The sequence below is a fragment of the Geomonas paludis genome, assembly GCF_014193585.1.
In the GTDB taxonomy this organism is placed as follows: domain Bacteria; phylum Desulfobacterota; class Desulfuromonadia; order Geobacterales; family Geobacteraceae; genus Geomonas; species Geomonas paludis.
Genome location: NZ_BLXY01000001.1, coordinates 863,033 through 878,065 on the forward strand (window position 1 = coordinate 863,033; position 15,033 = coordinate 878,065).

7 protein-coding genes are annotated in these 15,033 nt (G+C 60.5%); 5 read left to right on the forward strand and 2 right to left on the reverse strand.

The window, feature by feature from the left end; all coding sequences use genetic code 11:
• Nucleotides 1-207: 207 nt before the first annotated feature.
• From H7687_RS03540 to H7687_RS03555, 4 genes are all read left to right on the forward strand, one after another.
• Nucleotides 208-3,903: a fibronectin type III domain-containing protein gene (locus tag H7687_RS03540; RefSeq protein WP_183345159.1), complete on the forward strand. Its 3,696-nt coding sequence runs from the start codon at nucleotides 208-210 to the stop codon at nucleotides 3,901-3,903.
• A gap of 85 nt (nucleotides 3,904-3,988) precedes the next feature.
• Complete coding sequence (locus H7687_RS03545; RefSeq protein WP_183345161.1) at nucleotides 3,989-4,423, forward strand: hypothetical protein; 435 nt, start codon at nucleotides 3,989-3,991, stop codon at nucleotides 4,421-4,423.
• A 13-nt stretch (nucleotides 4,424-4,436) separates the two neighbouring features.
• The gene (locus H7687_RS03550) at nucleotides 4,437-4,631 is read left to right on the forward strand and encodes a hypothetical protein (RefSeq protein WP_183345163.1); all 195 of its coding nucleotides are present in this window, start codon (nucleotides 4,437-4,439) and stop codon (nucleotides 4,629-4,631) included.
• Nucleotides 4,632-4,633: 2 nt separating this feature from the next.
• The gene (locus tag H7687_RS03555) at nucleotides 4,634-5,647 is read left to right on the forward strand and encodes an exosortase/archaeosortase family protein (protein WP_183345165.1); all 1,014 of its coding nucleotides are present in this window, start codon (nucleotides 4,634-4,636) and stop codon (nucleotides 5,645-5,647) included.
• Nucleotides 5,648-5,789: 142 nt separating this feature from the next.
• Here the strand turns inward: H7687_RS03555 and H7687_RS03560 are convergent, their stop codons facing one another.
• Entirely contained in the window at nucleotides 5,790-9,560 is a 3,771-nt protein-coding gene (locus tag H7687_RS03560; RefSeq protein ID WP_183345167.1) for a S8 family serine peptidase, read from the reverse strand.
• Nucleotides 9,561-9,932: 372 nt separating this feature from the next.
• Between H7687_RS03560 and H7687_RS03565 the strand changes: the two genes are divergently transcribed.
• Nucleotides 9,933-11,999 carry a hybrid sensor histidine kinase/response regulator gene (locus tag H7687_RS03565; protein ID WP_183345169.1) on the forward strand — a complete coding sequence of 689 codons (2,067 nt, stop codon included), beginning with the start codon at nucleotides 9,933-9,935 and terminating at the stop codon, nucleotides 11,997-11,999.
• A gap of 39 nt (nucleotides 12,000-12,038) precedes the next feature.
• Here the strand turns inward: H7687_RS03565 and H7687_RS03570 are convergent, their stop codons facing one another.
• Nucleotides 12,039-14,906, reverse strand: a complete 2,868-nt coding sequence (locus H7687_RS03570) for a hybrid sensor histidine kinase/response regulator (protein WP_183345171.1) — start codon at nucleotides 14,904-14,906, stop codon at nucleotides 12,039-12,041.
• Nucleotides 14,907-15,033 lie beyond the last annotated feature (127 nt).

Genomic DNA, 15,033 nt, shown 5'->3' on the forward strand with positions numbered 1-15,033 from the left:
CTGAGCGGTGTCGTCAAAAACCCTGGCGGGGCCGGCATTCAGAATGTTTACGTTCAGATACAAGACAATACCAGCGGTGTGTCAGCCGGTTCCGCCTGTACGGATGCCAACGGCAATTATTCTGTCGCTTTGGCTAGTGGGACGTATAGAGTCAATCTCTATGGGGGATCATACACTTACTACGGGAACTGTGGAACTACGACAAATGTGCCGACGCCGAAATATTTCGAGGGATACGGCATAGCGCAGAACCTGGCGATCTCAGGCAATACCACCCAGAACATAACGATTCCCATTGTGACGATGAGCGGGAAGACCACTGACAGCAACGGCGTTGCGGTCGGCAATGTGACAGTAGATCAGCCGGGACGATCGGTAGCACAAAGTGTTGGCTCTTACTATGTGTCTAACGCTTATAGCTACTCACCCGTCAAATCGGATGCTTCAGGCAACTACAGCATGGTCCTCATTGCCGGATCGGGATACTCTGAAACCATCATCCCCCCCACTGGCAGCGGCTTTGCGCAGACAGTTGTCAATAACTTGAATGTTACAAAGAGTGTGCTCCAAAACATCATCCTTTCCATGCCAGACACCAGTGCCCCCATCATCATCTCTGGCCCGACTGTGTCATCATACAGCGATACCACTGCCACCATCGAATGGCAAACCAACGAGCCTGCTAAAGGCGCGTTGGTGTACGGCACCAGCAACCCGCCGACGGGTACTACTATTCCGGAATCGGCATTCACAGCAACCCACTCTCAGTCGCTCACCGGCTTGAGCGCCAACACCACCTACTACGTCAAGGTGACCGCCAGCGATGCCGCGAACAACGGCCCGGCCACAAGCTCGATCGTCAGTTTTACCACCAAGCCGACAGCGGACAAAACACCGCCGGAGATCCTCACGGGTCCGACTATTAGCAGTATCACCGATACATCGGCGGTGGTGGAATGGACGACTAACGAACCCTCCACCGGTTCGGTCGCGTATGGCCTCTCTAGTACACCCAACCTGACTGTAGCCGACGCTACCCTTGCCACCAGTCATCGCGTAACACTGACGGGCCTCACGGCGGAGACGGTCTACTACTTGAAAGTTGCTGCGACCGATGCTTCCAATAACGGTCCCACATCCTCGTCTGTCATCTCGTTCCCGACTGTTGCCGCGCCGGACACCACCGCTCCGGTGATCATCGAAGGCCCCATGGCGATCAATGTCAGCGATTCTGGCGCCACCATAGTATGGAAGACCGATGAGCCTTCAACCAGCGGTGTCTCTTGGAATGACGGCACCGTTTATGGCGTTCTCTCAGACAACAGCCTGGCCACGAACCACTCCATGACGATCACCGGACTTGCCGCTACCAAAACTTACAGCTATACCGTGTCATCTAAGGATGCCTTCAATAACGGGCCGACCCTGAGCACTGCCAAAACCTTCACCACGTCGGCCGCGCCCGACACCAAGCCGCCGATCTTTACCCAGGCGCCGATCGTAAAGAACACCACCCACCAATCGGCTGTGCTTTACTGGGAGACCGACGAGCCGTCAAGTACCACCATACAGTACGGCACTACGCAATCATTCGGCACAGCAGACGCCAAGGCACAACTGCTTACCACGCACAACCGCCCGCTGACCGGCCTGCTGCCCGGCACTACCTACTACTTCCGCGTGCAGGCGACCGATTCCACTGGCAACACAGCCACCGGCCAGATCTATACCTTCACCACGGACGTGAACCCTGATACCAAGGCGCCGGTCATTACTGAAGAAGCCAGCATCGTCTACTCAACTGACACCGCTGCAACCGTTGCCTTCAGCACTGACAAGCCGTGCGACACGGTGGTGAATTATGGAGCCAACGGCACCACCGGCAACCAGAAATCGAACAGCGAGAAGGTCAACGACCATCAGATTACCCTGACCAACCTGACCCCCAACACCTCCTACAACGTCCAGGTTTCCTGCACAGACATGTCAGGCAACACGGTAGTGGCTTCGGCCGGCAAACCGTCCACCTATATGGCGATGAATTATTCCTTCATCTTAAGCGACGCCCTGGTCGGTGCTTCGGGCAAAGGTTTCGTGACGCCGTCACTCCCCGACATAACGCCGCCGCTGATCACGGATACTCCCCGGGCAACTGTGACAACCACCACTATGGCCCGTATTCACTGGCTGACCGACGAGATAGCGGACTCACAGGTTTTTTACGGCCTTTCGGGGCAGAGCCTGTCAAGCTTCGCCGGCAACATTACCAAGTCCGCCGGTCATTCTGTGGCGCTGACCAACCTGTCACCTAATACCACCTACGACTTCAAGGTGCAGTCGACCGACCCGTCGAACAACACGACCACCTCCGCGGTCTACACCTTCACTACCGCCGCATTGGCCGACACCACCCCCCCGGTGATTTCCGCAGTATCGGCCAGGGGGACTACTTCCAGCCAGATCAACGTCAGTTGGGCAAGCGACGAACAATCGTCGACGGTCCTTAAATACGGCACCACCCCCTTCACGCTTACTGCCCAGATAGCCATCGCCGGTTCGAGAACCAGCCATTCTGCTGCTCTATACAATCTGGTGCCGGGTACAACATATTACGTAGCGCCCGTGTCGACTGACAGCTCTGGCAACACAACCCAAGGGGATATCCAATCGGTAACACTGGCCGGGGCGGCGCCCGCTAGCTATACGGTCACCGCCTCTGCAGGGACGGGCGGTAGTGTCACCCCGGTCAGCCAGGCAGTCTACAGCGGCTACCAACTCGCTCTGGCCGTGACACCGGCTCAAGGCTACATGGTCAATTCGATCACCGGTTGCGGAGGGACGTTGATCGGCAGCGTGTACACCACTGCGGCAATTACCAGCAACTGCACCGTCTCGGCCTCATTCAAGATCGACCCGAACTTTACCGGGACCATACTGACCACTACCGCATATCCGCCTGCAGGCACTTATGCCGGCGGCACCCTGATGGTGAAGCTGAAGGCCAACACCCCCTCCGCCGCCATCTACTACACCACCGACGGCAGCACTCCCTCCACGTCATCCGCGGTCTACAGCACCGCGATTGCTGTGGTCGGAACCAAGACGATCAAGTTCTTCGCAAAGGATGGCACAACGCTGGAAACTGCCAAAAGCGCCATCTACACCGTTAACGCCACCGGGCAGCCCGCAGCGAGCTTTAGCGGCCTGAAACCGGGCTCCAGTTTCACTGTGTACCGTTCAGAGGGAGGCAAAGCGCCCACGTCGATCTACAGCGGACCCCAGACGAGCTTTGCCGACAGTGGTTCGCTGAAGCCCAATACCATCTATACCTATACGGTTGCTTCCGACCAGGAGGGGGCCACGGAGCTGATCAGCGTCAAGACGCCACTCTATAACGGCTGGAACATCATTGCAGTGCCTTACAACACGACCGGAGTCCCCCCGACAAGCTTCTTCGCCACCCCGGTCAGCTCCATCTATGAGTGGATCCCCACCGGCGCCACCGCAGAGAGCAGTACTACGCAGCTGGGCTCCTACAAAACGGTGACAGCGCTTACCCCTGGCCTGGGATATTTCGCCAAGGCGTCCGGCAGCAGCACCCTGCTGACCTACAACGGCGCAGCCGTCCCCGCCAGCGTGACTGTGACCCTGAAGCCGGGCTGGACGATGATCGCCAATCCCAATGTCGCCAACAAAACCAACATCGGAACCACCTGGCTCGTGGATGGAAACCCTCTCTCCGACGCCATCAACACCAACAAGATTGGTGGCAGCATCTACTGGTGGAACGGTACGACCTACGACTCCTGGACCATCTTGGGCAACAACCCGCAAGTGGAACCCTGGAAAGGTTACTGGATCATCAACCTGGAATCCGTCAACCACACCCTGACCATTCAGTAAGATGAGGCCGAATATCTTAAGACAGTTCGCAGTGATAGTTGCAACCTTGTGTCTTACCAGTGTGGCGGCCATGGGTTTCGAACCCATGACCGCCACCATCAGGGTCTCGAGCGGCTCCCTCTACGACTACGTGGTCATTGGAGAACACCCCAAGGCAGATAACGGTTTCGACAACGCCTATGACACGATCCACCCCGGGAACCTGAATGCGGACATGGGCGAGCCGTACATCAGCACCGTCATTCCGCAGCCGAAATGGAAGCCTGCCATGAGGGAACTGAAGGGGGATGTTCGCTCCCCAGCCAAAAACCAGCAGTGGCAATTGGTAATCAGTTCCAGCTTGGCCAAAGGGACGCCGCTTACGCTGGAACTCCAGGCTGAAGGTAGCTCATTGCCCCCGGCGCTGAAGCTGATATTGATTGATAAAAAGAACATCGACCTGAGGCAAGGGGAGTATGTCTTCCCTGCACCGGGGCCGGGCAAAACAACGACATTTTTCATTACCGCTGAACAACCATAGTAAGGAGCCAACTATGAAACGAGATCTCCACCAAATCGCGGAAAAACTACTTCTGGCAGCCATCGCCCTAGGCAGCCTTTGCACGGCAAGCTGGGCCGGCCCTCCCCCTCCGCCGAGCATCCCCTCGACTCCAGTAGGCAATGCCGAGATGAGTGCCGTAACCATGGTCGCGGTTGCCGCATACGGGTTCTGGAAGATGCGCAAGTAACCATGCCTTTGTTGCGTAATTCCGATAACCAAGCCCTGCAGCCTGGCTCCGTCTTTGCCGTCCTGTTCATGTTTTGCGTTATCTCTGTGACGGCTTTGATGGCGTCCATCCCTGTTTCCTGCCAGATCGCATGTCGTGACGTAACCATCCTGGTCACAAAGGCGGTTGGTACAGTGCTGGGGGTGGCTATGACCAGTAACGCCGACATTCTCACAGTAAACGGCTTTGCCATGCGGATCATCAACCAGTGCACCGCAGTCGACTATATGGCAATTTTGGCTACGGCGATTCTCCTCTATACCCGCCACAGCCTCTCTTACCGGTTGCTCGGTCTTGCCATCGCAGTGCCAGCGGTAGTATTGGCCAACGCCTTACGTTTGCTCATATCCGGCGTCGTAGGCTCCTTCTCAAGGCCCGCCTTTGATTTCGCCCACGACTATCTCTGGGTGATCGGCTTCGCCCTTATCGTTTTTGCCATCTGGACCCTGTGGGTCAATGGCCGCTTCTTCGTCTCCAAGTCGGCAGCACGGCGCGTTGGACTAACTGTCGCGGGGTCCTTAAGCGCCTATGGACTGATGTTGTTTTCTCAAGATGTCTACGGGGACTTAATGGCACAGGCAAGTTCGGTTTTTTACAGACTGATAAGCCATGACCCTTTGGCTTCGATTGTCTGGGATGGCGATATGATGGTTTACCGCAGTGCCGGGGCAAGTATCGTCCTGGAAAACATGTTGGAGCAGGTGAATGTTGCCTTGTACGTCGGCTTGATGGTGCCGCTGCAGAAAAAGGGCGATTGGGAGATGCTGGGGATGACCATCATCGGGCTTGTTTGCGTCATGTTGATGAACGTTATTTTTGTAGCCTTGGGGTGTCGTTTTGCTGTTGCCTCAGGAGTAGGTGCTCTTCTCAATTTTGAAGGCATAGGAAGTGTAGTTCATTTGTCACTGCCCATGACCATGTACTGGATATTGATGAGTGGAAGAAGAGAAGCCGCCCCGCGATTAAATACGGAGTGACCACGTAGTCACGCTGTTGGCGCCCAGGGCTCAGCATTGAAAATCCTCGTGTCGGCGGTTCTATTCCGTCTCTGGTACCACTGGAAAGCAAAGGGGCCAGCTAGAATTAGCTGGCCCCTTTTGTTTTTCCCCTTCCGCAACGTCACTTGAATCTGAGGCTCTCCACGACGACCTTCCCGCTTTTCACCGCCAGTTTCCCGAGTATCCCCGTCGTCTCCCTGTTGCTGTAGTACTGGCAGTCGAACCCGCCCCGCAACTTCACGGTTATGTCGCGATCGAAGCTGAGATCGCCGGGGAAGTCGTAGGCCTGTAGCAGGATCGAGCCGTCGCCGGGCGCCTGTGCATAGGCGCCTTGCGGATCGTCAAAGGATGCCGGGGGGAGCGAGACGGTGGTGACCCTGGCCCGTTGATTCATGCAGGCCAGGACGGTTACGCTGCTCGGGGCCGCGGTGGAACTGCCATATGCGTTGGAAGCGGTGAGCGAGGGGAGGTACGTGCCGGCTGCAGTGTACACGTGCGCGGGATGCTGCTTGGTGCTGCCGGTACCGTCGCCGAAATCCCAGGCCCAGTCGGAGGCCGCGCCGGCGGTGGTGTCGGTGAACTGCACGGCAAAAGGTGCATAGCCGATCAACTGGTTGAGGGTGAAGCCTGCACTCAGGTTGGTCACCGAAACCGTTAGCTCCCGCTCGCTGCTCACCCGCCCCAGGGCGTCGCTTACCCGTACCGTGAAGGTGAAGGTGCCGGAGGCGGTGGGGGTGCCGTTCAATTCTCCGGTGACGGGGTCAAGGCTGAGCCCCTGCGGCAGGGCCCCGGCCGTGAGGGACCAGTTGAAGGGCGCAACACCGGTGGCGGCTATCGGATACCGGTAAGGGATCAGCATCAGCCCGGGGGGGAGTTGCGACGAGATGACGCTGAGCGGCGCGATCCCATATTCGATGGTCAGTATGTCGTAGTCGCTGCCGTTCCCGCTTAAGCCGGTGGCAAAGATCTGGCCCGAGGGGCCCAGCGCCACTGCGAGCGCCACGTCGCCGGTTTGCATCGGGGACGCGTAGTCGAGCGGGCCGCCGGAGTCGCTGGTGCGGTTCCAGAGCAGTTGACCTTCGGGAGAATAGCAGAGGATGTTGAAGTCGGAACCATGGCCGTTCGTGAACCCGGCGACGTAGGCCCTGCCGCTGCTGTCGACGGCTATGTCATAGCCGTTGGGGGTGCCCATGCCGTCGTAATCGGCGCTCCAGAGCATGTTGCCATCAGTGTCGTACTTCCTGGTCACCTGCATCCCGATGCGGTGGCCGGAGACGTAGGGGTTGCCGGCGGGGTCAAGGGCTAGACCTTCCCACTGGTCCTGCAGCGTCCCGTTGTCTTCCGTCTTGACCCACAAGAGCTGTCCTGCCGCATCGTATTTCATCAGCAGGAAGTTGTAGTCGTAATCGGGGTGCCCGCCTTCGCTGCCTGCCACGTAAACATTGCCGGAGTCGTCGACGGCGACCGCACGGGCGCTGCCATCGATCGGGCTGGCGTAGACCCGGTGCCACAACTCGTCTCCGGCCGGGGACAGTTTTGCCGTCATGACCTGGTTCTTGAAGTTTTCCGTATCGAGGGTGTTGCCGGCGATGTAAATGGCGCCGTCGGCGCCGACGGCGATGTCATCGGCATACGCATAAGTGGCCACTCTGTAGGCCTTTTCCCACAGCAGTTCACCGTCGCGGCTGATTTTCAGCACCAGGTAGTAGCTGTCATCGAGGCTGCCGGAGATGAAGGCCTCGCCGGCGGCATTCACTGCCACTGCCGAGCCGAAATCCCTGCCCGGGCTGTCGTAGCGGTAGGACCAGACCTCGTTACCAGTCGGGTCGTACTTGACCAGCAGAATCGACTCATTGGCAAGGTCGTACATGGTGCTGAGCACGTAGGAGTTCCCCTCGGCGTCGGCGGCAACGGCGTCGCCGGCATCATCTACGGAGGTTCCCTTTACCGCGGCCCAGCGCTCCACGACCGGCGAGTTTTGTACGTGCAGGTTCACAACACGCATGACCGCTTGCCCCAGTGCCACGCGTACCGGCCAGATGCCGCTCACCGTCGGGACTCCCGATATTTCCCCCGTCGCGGGGTCCAGGGTGAGACCGGGCGGCAGGGCGCCTTCGGCCACGGACCACTGCAGCGACCCGGTAATGCCGGTAGCCTTCAACCGCTGACGGTAGGGGAGACCGACGTTGGCGGCGGGCACGAAGTGGACGATGGACGGCGTGGGCAGCAAGACCTGTTCGCTTCCCGCCGGCGAGGTGAACATGAGCTGCTCCGGGTTCCTCACCGGGGTCCAGGACGCTGAGAATATCCCGTCGCCGGCAACGGTGTCGGGGGCGATGCCGTCGTCGTGCAAGGTGATGCTTTCGCCGCCGGAGGTGGTGACGGTGACGTCGCCCAAGGGCGATCCGCAGGAAATGCTGAGGGCCGATATGACCGTCGGCACGCCGGGAGTAAGCGTGGCTGGGAGTTGCTGCACGGCGAACAGCCTCTGGTCCGAGCAGGTGAGCGACCCGTAAGCGCTGAGCCGTTTTCCCGTCAGTGTGTTCCATTGCGCGGCAGGAATGGTATCGCCGCCGGTGAGGATCAGGTTGCGCAGTGTGCTGGCGTTGCGGGAGGGATCCGCCGCCTTGGCGAGTGCCACCACGCCGGTGACGTGGGGGGCGGCCATCGAGGTCCCGGAGAGTTCGCCGTATCCGCCGGCGAAGCCCCACTCGTTGACGGCGGGGAGGGTGCTGACGATGTTGGCGCCCGGTGCGAGCAGGTCGACGCTTTTTTTGCCGTAGTTGGAAAAATAGGCGACCTCGTCCATGCTGTCGCTGGCACCAACGGAGATTATGTCGGCTGAGGGGTAGGCGGAGGGGTAGAACGGGATCCTGTCGCTGTCCTGCGTGTAGTTGCCTGCGGAAGCGACGAAGAGGGTGCCGGCCTGGTTGTCGATGGCGTCGAGGAGCGCCTGTGAGTAGTCGCCACCGCCCCAACTGTTGTTGGAGGCGATCACCGGTACGCCGCGCTCCTTCATCTGCCTGATGTACTGCAGACAGGTGATGGCGTCGGAAGTGTTGCCCTGGCCTGCGGCGTCCACGAACTTGCATGCCATGATCTTCACGTTCCAGTTGACCCCGACCACGCCGGTCGAGTTGTTGCCGACGGCGCCGATGGTGCCGGCAACATGGGTGCCGTGCCCGTTGTCATCGAACGGGTCGCCCGAGCCGGTGATGGCGTTGATGCCGTAGACGTCGTCGATGAAGCCGTTGCCGTCGTCGTCGATGCCGTTGCCGGGAATCTCCTGGGTATTGCCCCACACGTTGGCGGCCAGGTCGGGATGGGTATAGTCGATGCCGCTGTCGATGGTGGCGACCACGACGTCGGCGCTGCCGGTGGTAATATCCCAGGCCGCGGGCGCCTTGATGTCCGCCCCCGGGTTGCCCCGCCACAGGTTCTCCAGCCCCCACTGCCAGGCGAAGAGCGGGTCGTTGGGCTGCGCCTGCAACTGGAAGACCATGTTGGGCTCGGCGTACTGCACGTCCGCGTCCGCCTGGTACAGCTTCACTGCCTCCTCGACGGTCATCCCCTTTTTCAGCTTCAGGTGGTGCAGGCGCAGGGCCTCGAACTCCTTGAGCTTCTCCGCGCCGTGCTTCTTGTGGAGGTTCTTTTTCCTTTCCGACGGGACCCCGGCTTTGAACTTTACCAGCAGTTCCCCCTCCCTGTACTTCTTCCGGAGCGGCGCGCGGTCATCGGTTTTACCGGGCAGGACGTGTTTGCGGGGGAGTACGGGGCTGGGATGGGGCGCCTGGACGCCGACGGCGCCGGGGAGTACTGCGGCATGGACGTAACTGGTGCAAAGAGTCAGGGCGAGGGTTAGCGGTACCAGTAAGGTGGAAAAGCGGGTCATGGTTCCCTCCATTGCAATGCAATCCCCAAAGTGGGTATGTCGACATTTGAGCGGGTTCACACTTATCTTTTCACATGAAAAGTGTCAACTAAAAAGTTTCTTGCCATCCGCGTGTCCGGGTGTGAGCAAAGGGGCTCTTTTTGTTTCATTGCCATGTTTTTTCATTGCACACATTGCCATGCCGGAACAATTGCAGCAAAATTACTGGACTAGGCAGTCATTTGATGTTCTGCAACTGACAGTATCGGTTTGAGCGTTATGGATATGGCAAATCCAAATACAGAGCCTGATACAGCCTTGGCCAAGTCGGTCGACGTTCTCAAACGCCACTTGTTTTCCGGTGTGCTGGTGTTGAACCTTCTCGTGGCGGCAATGATAACGTTCGTCGTCCTGCAAAGCCGGGAAGCGTATCGCAGCCGGAGCGAGATAACGACCCAGAACTTGGCCAAGGTGCTCGATGCCAACATCACCGGCATCCTCTCCAAGATAGATGTCGCCCTGCTCGCGGTCTGCGATGAATATGAGCGCCAGTTAAGAACTGGGGCGGTGGCGTCAAAGGATCTGAATCACTTCATCGTGCGCCAGCACAAGAGGCTCCCGGAGCTGGTAGCTCTCAGGGCCACCGATCCCGCCGGTATGGCCATCTACGGCCCCGAAGTCACACCCGCCACCACCAAGAGCCTCGCCCACCGGGACTATTTCAGTGCCCAGCGCGACAATCAGCACCTCGGCTTGGTAATCTCGAACCCCCTGGTAGGAGGTATCTCCGGGAAATGGATGGTTGTGCTGTCCAGGCGAGTCAACTTCCCCGATGGCTCGTTCGCCGGTCTGGTCTATGCCGGGATCACGCTCGACTACCTCTCGCAAAGCTTCTCCAAGGTTGACGTAGGCAAACAGGGCCTGTTGTCGCTGGTGGCGGCGGACCGGACCCTCTTGGCGCGTTACCCGAAACTGAGCCGGCCGCCGGGTGCGCCGGAACTAAAAATCAACTCGCCGCAGTTCGAGGCCTTGCTGGCTTCCGGGCGAGCATCCGGCACCTACCTGGCCAAAAGCAGCATCGACGGGCGCGATCGCATCTACTCGTACAGGAAGATCTCGCTGTCGCAGCCGCTCTATGTCTTCGTGGCCCTGGCCACCTCCGACTATCTTGCCAACTGGTACAAGGAGGTTTACCACGGCGTCTTTTTCATGCTGGTCTTCCTGACCATAACCATCGCCCTCGCGGTTATCTTCAGCCGGCAGTGGGATCGCAGTCGCAGGGCGGAGCAGGCGCTGGAAGACGAGCGGCTCAAGATGGAGAAGCTGGAATCGCTGGGGGTGCTGGCCGGCGGCATAGCTCATGACTTCAACAACATCCTGACTGGCATCCTCGGCAACATCTCCTTTGCGAAACTGCAGATAGAGCCGGAGCACGGCTCCCAACCGCTGCTGGAGGGGGCGGAGAAGGCGGCGCTGCGCGCCGCGGACCTGGCCAAGCAACTACTCACCTTTGCCCGCGGGGGAGCGCCGGTCAGGGAGGTGACCTCGGTGGCGCTCCTGGTCGACGAGGCTCTTTCCCTCACCCTGAGCGGTTCCAACGTAAAGGGGGTCGTCGACATCCCCGGGGCCCTAAGCGCGGTCCAGGCCGACGTGGGACAGATGTGCCAGGCTTTTCGCAACATCATCATCAACGGGGTGCAAGCCATGCCTGACGGCGGGGTGCTCAACATCACGGCGCGCGAACTTGTTCTCGAACCGGGCAACCCCGCGAAGCTCACCCCCGGCCCTTACGTGCGCATAGCGTTCACCGATCACGGGGAGGGCATCCCCGAATCTTCCCTCAAGAAGGTATTCGACCCCTACTTCAGCACCAAACCGAAGGGGAGGGGACTGGGGCTGGCCTCGGCATATTCCATCGTGAACAGGCACGGCGGCAGCCTCAGTGTCGATTCCCGTGTCGGCGAGGGGAGCACCTTCACCATATACCTGCCGTCTCTGGAGAGGAGATTTCAGCCGCGGGAGCCTGAGATGACGCTGCCCCGGGGCGAGGCGACCGCCCCGCTTTCGATACTGGTGATGGATGATGAGGAAGTGATACGCCACCTGGCGGAGGGGATGCTGTTACATCTGGGGCACCAGGTCCGCACCTGCCCGGACGGGGCGGAAGCGGTGAGGCTTTACCAGGAGGCGCTGCGGGATGGGACGCCGTTCAGCCTGGTGTTGGCCGATCTCACCATCCCGGGGGGGATGGGGGGACGGGAGGCGGCCCAGCAGATCCTGGCGGTGGATCCCCGGGCACGCCTCGTGGTGATGAGCGGGTATTCCAACGATCCGGTCATGGCTAGCTTCCGAGAATACGGCTTCGTCAGGGCCCTGCACAAGCCGTTCGGGCTCGAGGCGCTGGCCGCACTGCTTCAGTCGTTGAGCGGGGTGACTACGACCGGACGGCCGAACACCTGACCGTTGCGGCTGGGAACCCCTCCGGGGAATGAGGCGCCGTCACGGCGCCAGCATTTGGGCGATCTTCTCGTTGAGCTTCCTCGCGTCCAGCGGTTTGGGGATGTAGTGCATCCCTTCCTCGACGATGCCGCGCTGCGCCACGATGTCGGCGGTGTAGCCCGACATGAACAGTACCTTCACCTCGGGCCGGATCGCCCTGATCCGGTCGGTCATCTCCCGCCCGTTCATCCCCGGCATCACCACGTCGGTCAGCACCAGGTCGATCGCCTCCCCCTTGCCGCAGATCTCGATCGCCTGTGCCGGGCTCTGCGCCTGGATCACCGTGTACCCCATCTCCTCGAGCATCCTGGTCGTGGTCCACAAGAGCATTTCCTCGTCCTCCACCAGGAGCACCGTGCCGCTGCCGGTGGAAGGGATGGCGACGTCGACCTCCTCGGTATCGGCCTCGACGTCGGGCAGGCGCGGGAAATAGATGGAGAACACGGTGCCGTGCCCCGGCTCGCTGTAGACGGTGATGAACCCGTTGTTCTGGGAAACGATGCCGTACACGGTGGCGAGCCCGAGCCCGGTCCCCACGCCCAGCCCCTTGGTGGTGAAGAAGGGCTCGAAGATGTGCTCCCGGGTCTCCCGGTCCATGCCGATGCCGGTGTCGCTCACGGTCAGCTTGACGTAGTCGCCGGGGGTACAGCCGGAGTGGTGCCGGCAGTAATCGGCGTCGAGGCGGACGTTGGCGGTCTCGATGTTGAGGGTGCCGCCGTCGGGCATGGCGTCGCGTGAATTGGCCGAAAGGTTCATGAGGATCTGGTCCACCTGGGACGGGTCGATGAGAACGGTCCAGATGGAGGTGGCGGGCTTGAAGTTGAGGCGGATATCCTCGCCGATCAGGCGGCAGAGCATCTTCTGGGCGTCGATGACCTGGCTGTTCAGGTTGACCGCCTTGGGAGAGACGATCTCCTTCCTGGAGAAGGCCAAAAGCTGCCGGGTGATCTCGCTGGAGCGCTGGGCCGCCTTCAGGATGTGCTCCAGGTACTTCTCGACCGGCGTGTCCTCGGGAAGCTGGTGCCGGCACAGTTCCGCCGACCCGATGATGACGCCGAGCATGTTGTTGAAATCGTGGGCCACGCCGCCGGCCAGGCGTCCCACCGACTCCATTTTCTGCGACTGCCGCAGCTGCTCCTCCAGCTTCCTGTGTTCGGTCACGTCGCGCCAGATGCAGTAATACACCGGGTGGTCCTGGATGTGGACGATCTGGGCGTGCACCTCGACGTTTCTCAGTTCCCCGGTACGGGTTCGCTGCACCGTCTCGAAGCTCCCACTGCCGTTGGCCAGGATCCCGGCAATACGCCCCCGGGTCTCCTCGTGCGTTTCCTGGGCTTCCACGTCGAAGATCGACAGCTGCGCAAACTCTTCCCTGCTGTACCCCAGCTGCCGGCAGGCGGCGCCGTTGAAGTTGATGAAGCGGGCCGTGTCCGGTTCGATGATGACGATGCCGTCCGGCGACTGTTCCAGGAGGATGCGGTTGAACTGCGACTCCTCCTCGATCGCCTTCTCCATCTTCTTGCGCTCGGTGATGTCCGTGATGACGGCGATGCGGCAGGTCCTCCCCTTGTAGACGACGTCGTGCGAGGTGACCACGATGGGGAATACGGTGCCGTCCTTGCGGCGATGGTGCCACTCGCCGACATAGGTATGGCCGGACAGCCGCGCCGCCACCTCGGTGATCTTTTGTTTCTCCTCTTCCGTGTAGAGGTCGGTCAGGTGCAGCGCGAGCACCTCTTCCAGCGTGTAGCCGTAGGCGATCAGGAAGGCCTCGTTGACGGCCACCATCTCCATGGTGCCGCGTTCGTAGATCAGCATGGGGGCGGGGTTGTGCTCGAACAGGTCCCGGTAGCGCTGCTCGCTCGCCCTCAGCTCCGCCTCCGCCTCACGGTGGGCCTCCTCTTCCTTGACGATCACCATGGCCCTGACCACGAATGCTGAAACCGCCACCCCTCCCGCCAGCAGGATCAGCACCGCCAGCACCAGCCGGTTGCGGTACGCGGTAAGGGAGGCGAGTATTTCACGTTCCGACGACGCCACGGCGATGGACCAGAAGGTGTTGCCCATGGCTATGGGGTGGTAGACGGCGAGTTGGCGGGCCGGGGTGCCGAGCCGGTCCCCGTCAGCGGGTGCGGTATAGGTCGCCGTGCCGGAGCGCCCCTGCAGCATCTGCTGCACCATGGCGAGCAGTGAAGGATAGCCCCTGCCGTTGGCGAAGATGCTCCGGCCGCTGTGGCCGGGGACGGGGGAGTAGAGCTCGGTCCCGTCGCGGCTGATCACCCAGGCATGGCCGGTCTTGCCGATCCTGATCACGTCGAGGTAGCGCTTGGCGAGGTTCTGGAAGTTGATGACGATGGCGATGCTGCCCCTGAAGCGGCTCCCGTCGTAAACCGGCACGTGCAGGGCGATGGCGTCGTACCCCTGCACCGTCCTGAACACGTCGCTCACCACCGGCTTACGGTTGCGCAGCAGTTCCTGGATGTGCTTTTGCGCCGAGATGTTCCTGCCGGCCGCCTCGCGCTGCGGGATGCTGACCAGCACGATGCCGTTTTCGTCCACCCGGGTGAAGGAGCGGATCTGCTCCCTGTGGGCGTCGTAGAAGAACTCCATCTGCTGCCGGCCCGAGGCGTCAGCCGCCGCGATCTCCTTCATGCGCGCCATGGAACTGAGGATGCCGCTCCAGGTGCTGAAGTAATCCTGGATCCCCTGGGCCGCCTGCTTGGCGTGGATCATCTGCTCGTCGTGCAGCCTCGATATGGCCGACTCCCTGGCCTGCTGGTAGGCGAACAGGAAGACGAGGCCGCACAGGCAGGTGCAGATGAGTACCAGGAATGCCAGTGCCGGTTTCTGGATCAAGCGTGCTTTCATTGACTGGGGCGTCCTTGCAACGAGAGAGTAGGGCATGCTGCTACGGCTCTTATCGGCCGGTCGGGCGGAAAATTGAGGTGGTACCGAAAGACAGAGGCGGTGGGGCTGATCATTGAAAAAGCCGGGG

Bases quoted from the DNA above. Each gene is read 5' to 3' on its own strand.
- H7687_RS03545 (WP_183345161.1), top strand. From the start codon at position 3,989: ATGACCGCCACCATCAGGGTCTCGAGCGGCTCCCTCTACGACTACGTG.
- H7687_RS03550 (WP_183345163.1), top strand. From the start codon at position 4,437: ATGAAACGAGATCTCCACCAAATCGCGGAAAAACTACTTCTGGCAGCC.
- H7687_RS03555 (WP_183345165.1), top strand. From the start codon at position 4,634: ATGCCTTTGTTGCGTAATTCCGATAACCAAGCCCTGCAGCCTGGCTCC.
- H7687_RS03560 (WP_183345167.1), bottom strand. From the start codon at position 9,560: ATGACCCGCTTTTCCACCTTACTGGTACCGCTAACCCTCGCCCTGACT.
- H7687_RS03565 (WP_183345169.1), top strand. From the start codon at position 9,933: ATGATAACGTTCGTCGTCCTGCAAAGCCGGGAAGCGTATCGCAGCCGG.
- H7687_RS03570 (WP_183345171.1), bottom strand. From the start codon at position 14,906: ATGAAAGCACGCTTGATCCAGAAACCGGCACTGGCATTCCTGGTACTC.